Origin of the sequence: Micromonospora sp. KC721 (genome assembly GCF_004348355.1) — a bacterium.
In the GTDB taxonomy this organism is placed as follows: Bacteria; Actinomycetota; Actinomycetes; order Mycobacteriales; family Micromonosporaceae; genus Micromonospora.
In genome coordinates this window covers 19,340-27,321 of sequence record NZ_SMJY01000062.1, presented here as the reverse complement: position 1 = coordinate 27,321, position 7,982 = coordinate 19,340, and the positions used below count along the sequence as shown (strand labels likewise).

At 73.2% G+C, this 7,982-nt stretch carries 7 protein-coding genes; 6 read left to right on the top strand and 1 reads right to left on the bottom strand.

Features of this window, described 5'->3' with window-relative positions:
* Positions 1 to 2: 2 nt before the first annotated feature.
* The 3 genes from dacB (at position 3) to tilS (ending at position 3,527) form a co-directional block, all read left to right on the top strand.
* A complete protein-coding gene (gene dacB, locus E1182_RS13485) occupies positions 3 to 1,376 on the top strand; it encodes a D-alanyl-D-alanine carboxypeptidase/D-alanyl-D-alanine-endopeptidase (protein WP_132264733.1) in 1,374 nt (457 codons plus the stop codon).
* Between the two features lie 83 nt (positions 1,377 to 1,459).
* Complete coding sequence (locus E1182_RS13480; RefSeq protein WP_132264731.1) at positions 1,460 to 2,527, top strand: zinc-dependent metalloprotease; 1,068 nt, start codon at positions 1,460 to 1,462, stop codon at positions 2,525 to 2,527.
* A 10-nt stretch (positions 2,528 to 2,537) separates the two neighbouring features.
* Positions 2,538 to 3,527 (top strand): tRNA lysidine(34) synthetase TilS, encoded by a 990-nt coding sequence (tilS, locus tag E1182_RS13475; RefSeq protein ID WP_132264728.1) that lies wholly within the window; start codon positions 2,538 to 2,540, stop codon positions 3,525 to 3,527.
* Positions 3,528 to 3,545: 18 nt separating this feature from the next.
* Here the strand turns inward: tilS and E1182_RS13470 are convergent, their stop codons facing one another.
* Positions 3,546 to 4,511, bottom strand: coding sequence for a GlxA family transcriptional regulator (locus E1182_RS13470; protein ID WP_132264726.1), 966 nt, complete (start codon positions 4,509 to 4,511; stop codon positions 3,546 to 3,548).
* A 42-nt stretch (positions 4,512 to 4,553) separates the two neighbouring features.
* Between E1182_RS13470 and E1182_RS13465 the strand changes: the two genes are divergently transcribed.
* The 3 genes from E1182_RS13465 to ftsH all read left to right on the top strand — a co-directional run bounded on the left by E1182_RS13465 (position 4,554) and on the right by ftsH (position 7,954).
* On the top strand, positions 4,554 to 4,808 hold the full coding sequence (locus E1182_RS13465) for a hypothetical protein (protein ID WP_132264724.1): 255 nt from the start codon (positions 4,554 to 4,556) through the stop codon (positions 4,806 to 4,808).
* Positions 4,809 to 4,899: 91 nt separating this feature from the next.
* Positions 4,900 to 5,475 carry a hypoxanthine phosphoribosyltransferase gene (gene hpt, locus E1182_RS13460; RefSeq protein ID WP_132264721.1) on the top strand — a complete coding sequence of 192 codons (576 nt, stop codon included), beginning with the start codon at positions 4,900 to 4,902 and terminating at the stop codon, positions 5,473 to 5,475.
* A 472-nt stretch (positions 5,476 to 5,947) separates the two neighbouring features.
* Entirely contained in the window at positions 5,948 to 7,954 is a 2,007-nt protein-coding gene (ftsH, locus tag E1182_RS13455; protein ID WP_132264718.1) for an ATP-dependent zinc metalloprotease FtsH, read from the top strand.
* Positions 7,955 to 7,982 lie beyond the last annotated feature (28 nt).

Sequence of the window (7,982 nt, the reverse complement as noted above, 5' to 3'; positions counted from 1 at the left end):
CCGTGGTGGTCCGCCCCGGCCCGGTCGCCGGGTGGTTCGGTGACCCGGCCGCCGCGCCGTCGATTGCCCGGACCCCCGAGCCGGACCCGGTGCCGGTGCTCGCCGGGCCGGACGCCACCGCCCCGCAGCCCACCCCCGACGGGGTACGCGCCGCCATCGAGCCGCTGCTCGGGCAGGCCGTGCTCGGCAGCCGGGTCAACGTGTCGGTGACCGACGTGACGACGGGGCGATCGCTCTACGCGCGGGGCGGCGACGACGGCACCGTGCCCGCCTCGGTGACCAAGCTGGTCACCGGGGTGACCGTGCTGGCGGCGCGCGGTCCCGGCCATCGAATCCCCACCCGGGCGGTCGCCGGAGCCACCCCCGGCGAGGTGGTACTCGTCGGTGGCGGCGATCCCACCCTGGCGGTGAACGGCGACGGCTTCTACCCCGGCGCGGCCCGCCTCGACACCCTCGCCAAGCAGGTGAAGCAGGCGCTCGGCGGGACGGCACCGACCAGGGTGACGGTCGACTCCACGCTCTTCCCCGGGCCGGTGCACGGCCCCGGCTGGGACGACGACATCCCGACCGGCGGGTACGGCGCGTCGATCACCGCGCTGATGACCGACGGCGCGCGACGCGATCCGGCGACCGCCCGGCGGACCTTCGACGACACGAACGGCGCGGCGGTGCGCTTCGCCCAGCCGGACCTCGCGGCCGGGCGCGCGTTCGCCCGGCTGCTCGGCCTCGGCGACGACGCCCGGGTGGGGAAGGGGAAAGCCCCGGCGGAGGCCGGCGGGTCCACCGGTGCCGCCCCGGCGCCCGGCACCGAGCTGGGCAAGGTCGAGTCGCTTCCGATGATCCGGCTGGTCGACATCATGATCAGCGACAGCGACAACGTGATCGCCGAGGCGTTGGCCCGGCAGGTGGCGCTGGCCCGCAACCAGCCGGCCTCGTTCGCCGGTGGGGCGGCGGCGATGGACGCGGTGGTCGCCGAGCTGGGGTTGCCGGCCGACGAGATCCGCCTCGCCGACGCCAGCGGCCTGTCCCGGCAGAACCTGATCAGCCCGTCCCTGCTGACCGACCTGATCGCGCTCGCCGGCAACGGACGGCACCCGGAACTCGCCGCGATCTTCGGCGGCCTGCCGGTCGCCGCCTGGTCCGGCACCCTCGGCGGCCGGTACCGGGTGGCCGCGACCAGGGCCGGGGCCGGTGCGGTACGGGCCAAGACCGGCACGCTGACCGGCGTGCACTCCATCGCCGGGCTGGTCACCACCGCCGAGGGGCGGCTGCTCAGCTTCGCCGTGCTCACCGACCGGGCGGTCGGCGACACCGACCCCACCCGGCAGGCACTCGACCGGATCACCGGCGCCCTGGCGAGCTGCGGCTGCCGCTGACCCACCCGCGGCGCGGGCTCCGGTGGCCGCCCGGGCCGGCCGCACGCCCGGCCGGGGTGTTCCGCCGCGGGTACGGTGGGTTCATGGCGCAGTTCGTGGACTGGGATCTGGCCGCCGCGACCGCGGGGGCGCTGGGCAAGTCGGGCCCGCGGGTGTCGTACGCGGAGGCCGCCGAGGCGGTCGGCGACCTGCGGCGGCTCACCGACGAGGCGGCCGGGCACGTCGCCGACTACACCGGACTGCGTTCGCAGGTGGCCCACCCGCCGGTGCGGGTGGTGGACCGGCGGGACTGGGCGGCGACCAACATCGCCGGGCTGCGCGAGGTGATCACGCCGCTGGTCAGCCGGCTCTCCGGTGACAAGCAACCCGGTCCGCTCACCGAGGCGGTCGGCTCCCGGGTGACCGGGGTGCAGGCCGGCACCGTGCTGGCCTACCTCTCCGGGCGGGTCCTCGGTCAGTACGAGGTCTTCTCCGCCGACCCCGGGCAGCTGCTGCTGGTCGCGCCCAACATCGTCGAGGTCGAGCGGAAGCTGGCAGCCGACCCGCGCGACTTCCGGCTCTGGGTCTGCCTGCACGAGGTCACCCACCGCACCCAGTTCACCGCCGTGCCGTGGATGCGGGCGTACTTCCTGGGTGAGGTGCAGGCGTTCGTGGACGCCTCGCAGGGCGGGGAGCACCTGCTGGAGCGGCTGCGCCGGGGGGTGAGCACCCTCTCCGACGCGGTGAAGGATCCGCACAGCCGCGCCAGCGTCCTCGACATCGTGCAGACCCCCGCGCAGCGGGCCGTGCTGGACCGGCTCACCGCCCTGATGACCCTGCTGGAGGGGCACGCCGAGTTCGTCATGGACGGCGTCGGCCCGCAGGTCATCCCCAGCGTCGAACAGATCCGGGCGGGGTTCAACCGGCGCCGGGAGGCCGGCAACCCGCTGGAGAAGGCGATCCGCCGGCTCCTGGGCGTGGACGTCAAGCTGCGCCAGTACGCCGAGGGCCGCACCTTCGTGCACGGGGTGGTCGAGCGGGTCGGCATGGCCGGCTTCAACAAGATCTTCGATTCCCCGCTGACCCTGCCCCGCCTCGACGAACTGGGCGACCCGGACGCCTGGGTGGCCCGGGTGCACGGGCCCGGCGACACCACCCCGGCCGCCGGCTGAGCGGACGGCCGTGGCCGCTCTCGCTCCGCCGGTCGCCGCCGTCCGGGCCGCCGTCCGCCGTGCGCTGACCGGGCTGTCCGGCGACGGGCCGGTCCTGGTCGCCTGCTCGGGCGGGGCCGATTCGCTCGCCCTCGCTGCCGCCGTCGCGTTCGTCGCGTCCCGGGCGGGTCGCCCCGCGGGCCTGGTCACCGTCGACCACGGCCTGCAGGCCGGTTCGGCCGGGCGGGCCGCCGCCGTGGCCCGCTGGGCGGTCGAGGCCGGGCTGGATCCGGTGGAGGCGGTCCCGGTGACCGTCGCCGGGCGGCCGGGCGGTCCCGAGGCGGCTGCCCGCGACGCCCGCTACCAGGCGTTGGCCGCCGCGGCCCGCCGGCACCGGGCCGCCGCGCTGCTGCTCGGACACACCCGCGACGACCAGGCCGAGACGGTGCTGCTCGCGCTGGCCCGGGGGGCCGGGCCGCGCGGTCTGGCCGGAATGCCGGCGCGCCGCGACCTGGACGGGGTGCCGCTGCTGCGCCCGCTGCTCGACGTCACCCGGGAGCAGACCCGGGCGGCGTGCGCCGCACTCGGGTTGACACCGTGGCAGGACCCGCACAACACCGACCCGTCGTACGCCCGGGCGCGGGTCCGCGCCGACGTGCTGCCGGTGCTGGTCGGCGCGCTCGGCGAGGGGGTGCTGGACAACCTGGCCCGCACCGCCCGGCTGGTTGCCGCCGACACCGCCGCCCTGGACGAGTTGGCCGACGCCGCGCTCGCCGCCGCGCGGGTCGGGACGGAGGGTGCGCTGTCAGCCGGCGCGCTGGCCGCGCTGCCCCGGGCGGTGCGTACCCGGGTGCTGCACGCCTGGGCACGGGAACTGGGCGCGTCGCCGGCCGCGCTCTCTCACCGGCACGTCGCCGCGCTGGACGCACTGGTCACCGACTGGCACGGGCAGGGCGCGACGGCGCTGCCGGGGGGAATGCGGGTGGCCCGCCGGGACGGCCGGCTGCACACCGTCGACTGAGACCCGCCCGGGGGCGCGTCAGACGGCGGGTTCGAGGCGGTCGCGGAAGGTGCTGCGGTATGCCTGGGGTGTGGTGCCGACGCGGCGGGCGAAGTGGTGTCGTAGGGCGGCGGCATCGCCGAAGCCGGCCCGGTCGGCGACCTCCTCCACGGTCAGCCGGGTCTCCTCCAGCAGCCGTCGGGCCAGCAGCACCCGCTGGTTGGTGAGCCAGTCGTGCGGCGTGGTCCCGGTCTCGGCCCGGAACCGGCGGGCGAAGGTACGTGGTGACATGCCGGCCCGGGCGGCCAGCTCGTCCACCGTGGTCGGCCGGTCCAGGTGCCCCATCAGCCAGCGCAGCACCGGCTCCAGGGTCGGCGCGTCGGGGGTGGCCGGGATCGGCGCCTCGACGTACTGGGACTGTCCCCCGTCGCGGTGCGGTGGGACGACCATCCGCCGGGCCAGCCGGGTGGCGGTGGCCGAGCCGTGCTCCTGACGTACGAGGTGCAGGCAGGCGTCGATGCCGGCGGCGGTGCCGGCGCTGGTGAGCACCGTGCCGTCGGCGACGTAGAGCGAGTTGCACCGGACCCGGGCCAGTGGGTGGCGGGCCTGCAACTCGTCGACGTACCGCCAGTGGGTGGTGCACTCCCGGCCGTCGAGCAGCCCGGCGGCCCCGAGCACGAACGCTCCCGAGCACACGCTGAGCAGGTACGCGCCGCGCTCGGCGGCCCGGCGCAGCGCGTCCAGCACGGGCGGCGGGATCTCGCCGCCCTGGGCGTGGGCGGGGACGGCGACCAGGTCGGCATCGTCGACCGGGGCGAGATCGGCGTGCGGGGTGAGGCCGAAGCCCGAGGAGGTACGAACGGGGCCGCCGTCGGCGGTGCAGACGGAGAACCGGTAGCCGGGGAACCCGTCGGCGGTGCGGTCGGTGCCGAAGACCTCGGCGAGCACGCCGAGTTCGAAGGGGGCGACCCGGTCGAGGGCGACGACGGCGACGGAACGAAGCATGTGACGAGGGTAACCCCACCGGCGGCAGAAAATCGAGGTGCGGTGGCATTTCTGCCACTGTTCGACCCGACGGGCCTGGCGGAGACTGGTGTCAGTCCGGTGCGCACCGGCGGCGAGAACATCCGAGACAACGCGAAAGCGAGCGCCGCCATGGAGTTTCTGCTGCTTCTGCTCTTTCTGGTCGGCCTGGCCGTCGCCTCGGCGGCCGGTCTCACGGCCGACACCCGGGACTCGGCCGACTGGAAGCCGACCGACCAGGGCCGCCGCTGGTGCTCCCGGGTCCGCTGGGGTAATTAGTCCGGGTTGCCGGAAAAGTTTGGGGTGGGGTCGCTCCCGGAGGGGCGGCCCCGTCGACGGGGGCCAGTCGCCATGGGGCAGGCTAGGAGTCATGGCTGACGGCTCCTGGTACGACGCCGACATCGATCACGTCATCATCTCCGAGGCGCAGATCCGCGAGAAGACCGCGGAACTGGCCAAGCAGGTCTCGGCGGACTACGCCGGCGTCGACGACGGACTCCTGCTCGTCTGCGTGCTCAAGGGCGCGGTCATGTTCATGGCCGACTTCGCCCGGGCGCTGGGCCGGCACGGCCCGCCGGTCGAGTTGGAGTTCATGGCCGTCTCCTCGTACGGCCAGGGCACCTCCTCCTCCGGTGTGGTCCGCATCCTCAAGGACCTGGACCGGGACATCGCCGGTCGGCACGTGGTCGTGGTGGAGGACATCGTCGACTCCGGACTCACCCTCTCCTGGCTGCTGCGTTACCTGGAGTCGCGGTCGGCCGCCAGCGTCGAGGTGGTTGCCCTGTTCCGCAAGCCGGAGGCGGTGAAGGTCACCGTGCCGGTGAAGTACGTCGGCTTCGACATCCCGACCGAGTTCGTGGTCGGCTACGGCCTCGACTTCGGCGAGCGGTACCGCGAGCTACCGTACGTTGGCGTGCTCAGGCCCGAGGTGTACGCCCGGGCCTGAGGTCGAACCCTCGCGCCGGCGTCGCGGTTTGCGGCAGGTGGGGGCGTTCGGCGCGGTGGGCGCCGCCGTGTGACGCAACCGAAGTCGATCACATCGCGGGTCGTGGACGGTGCGGCACGGACTGGACGTTCAGCGGGCTCTCAGTGAATCCGGCTACGGTAGGTCGCGGTGACGTGGGGGCGATTCCGCGTCCGGCTCCTCGACCGCGTGACCGGGCGGACGGACGGGCCGGTCGGGAGCTTCTCGTCACGCCGGCTGAAACCTCGGTTCGCCCTCCGCGTAAGTGCTGGGCTCACAAGCTCACATCTGGCACGAACGGTGTACGGTCGAATGACCGCGACGCGGCAGTTCGCGCGGCGCGGGGTCGAGGCCGGCCCGCACGGCGGCTCGGCGCCGCCGACGGCGGCGACACCATTCAGACGGTCAGGACGTCGATCAGGAGGATGCGGGCGCCCCGGTGCCCGACAACAGCATGGAACGTACGCGTTTCTTCCGCCGACCGGTGGTCTGGATCATCCTGGTCATCCTCGGCGCCGTTGTGCTCAGTCAGCTGTTCACCGCTGGTCCCAGCTACCACCGGGTGGACACTTCCGTTGCGCTCGACCAGCTCCACACTGCCAAGATCAATAAGGTCGTCTTCCAGGACAAGGAGCAGACGCTCCGGCTCGACCTGGCCCAGAAGACCAAGTTCGGCGGCACCACCACCGACCGGGTCGAGGCCCAGTTCCCGTACGAGGTCGGCGACGAGGTCTGGAACGAGGTCCTCGAGGCCAAGGCGGCCAACCGGGTCACCGGCCCGGCCGACGTCGAGGTGTCGTCGGACAGCATCTGGGTGAGCCTGCTGGTCAACCTGCTCCCGATCGCCCTGCTGGTGCTTCTGCTGATCTTCTTCATGTCGCAGATGCAGGGCGGCGGCTCCCGGGTGCTCAACTTCGGCAAGTCCAAGGCCAAGATGATCACCAAGGACACGCCGAAGACCACCTTCGCCGACGTGGCCGGGGCCGAGGAGGCCGTCGAGGAGCTGCACGAGATCAAGGACTTCCTGCAGAACCCGGCGAAGTACCAGGCCCTGGGCGCCAAGATCCCGAAGGGCGTGCTGCTGTTCGGCCCGCCCGGAACCGGTAAGACCCTGCTGGCCCGCGCGGTCGCCGGCGAGGCGGGCGTGCCGTTCTACTCGATCTCCGGCTCCGACTTCGTCGAGATGTTCGTCGGTGTCGGCGCCAGCCGGGTCCGCGACCTCTTCGAGCAGGCCAAGGCGAACGCCCCGGCGATCGTCTTCGTCGACGAGATCGACGCCGTCGGCCGGCACCGCGGGGCCGGCATGGGTGGCGGCCACGACGAACGCGAGCAGACCCTCAACCAGTTGCTGGTCGAGATGGACGGCTTCGACACCAAGGGCGGGGTCATCCTGATCGCCGCCACCAACCGGCCGGACATCCTCGACCCGGCACTGCTGCGCCCCGGCCGCTTCGACCGGCAGATCCCGGTGGACGCCCCCGACATGGAGGGCCGCAAGGCGATCCTGCGGGTGCACGCCAAGGGCAAGCCATTCACCCCCGACGTCGACCTCGACTCGGTGGCCCGCCGTACCCCGGGCTTCAGCGGCGCCGACCTGGCCAACGTGATCAACGAGGCCGCGCTGCTCACCGCCCGCAAGGAACAGCGGGCGATCAGCAACGACTCGCTGGAGGAGTCGATCGACCGGGTGATCGCCGGCCCGCAGCGCCGGACCCGGGTGATGAGCGACCAGGAGAAGAAGATCACCGCGTACCACGAGGGTGGGCACGCGCTGGTCGCCTGGGCGTTGCCGCACGCCGCACCGGTGCACAAGGTGACGATCCTGTCCCGCGGCCGCTCGCTCGGCCACACCCTGGTCCTGCCCACGGAGGACAAGTACACCCAGACCCGCGCCGAGATGATCGACACCCTGGCGTACGCGCTGGGCGGTCGCGCGGCCGAGGAACTGGTCTTCCACGAGCCGACCACCGGCGCCGGCAACGACATCGAGAAGGCCACCCAGTTGGCCCGCGCGATGATCACGCAGTACGGCATGAGCTCCAAGCTCGGCGCGATCAAGTACGGCACCAGCGGCGACGAGCCGTTCCTCGGCCGCAACATGGGCCACGAACGGGACTACTCCGACGCGGTGGCCGCCGAGATCGACGCCGAGATGCGCGCCCTGGTCGAGCTGGCCCACGACGAGGCCTGGGAGATCCTGGTGGAGTACCGGGACGTCCTCGACAACATGGTCCTGGAGCTGATCGAGAAGGAAACCCTCTCCACCGCCGACATGGCCCGCATCTGCGCCCGGGTGGTCAAGCGCCCGCCGATGGCCCCCTACAACGGCTTCGGCAAGCGTCAGCCCTCCACCGAGCCGCCGGTCCTCACCCCCGGCGAGAAGGAGAAGCTCAAGGCGCAGGCCCAGGCAGACGGTGCGTCCGTCGGCGGTGCCTCGAACAACTCGGACGGTACGCACTGAGCAGCGACGCCGCGGCCAGCCCCGACCA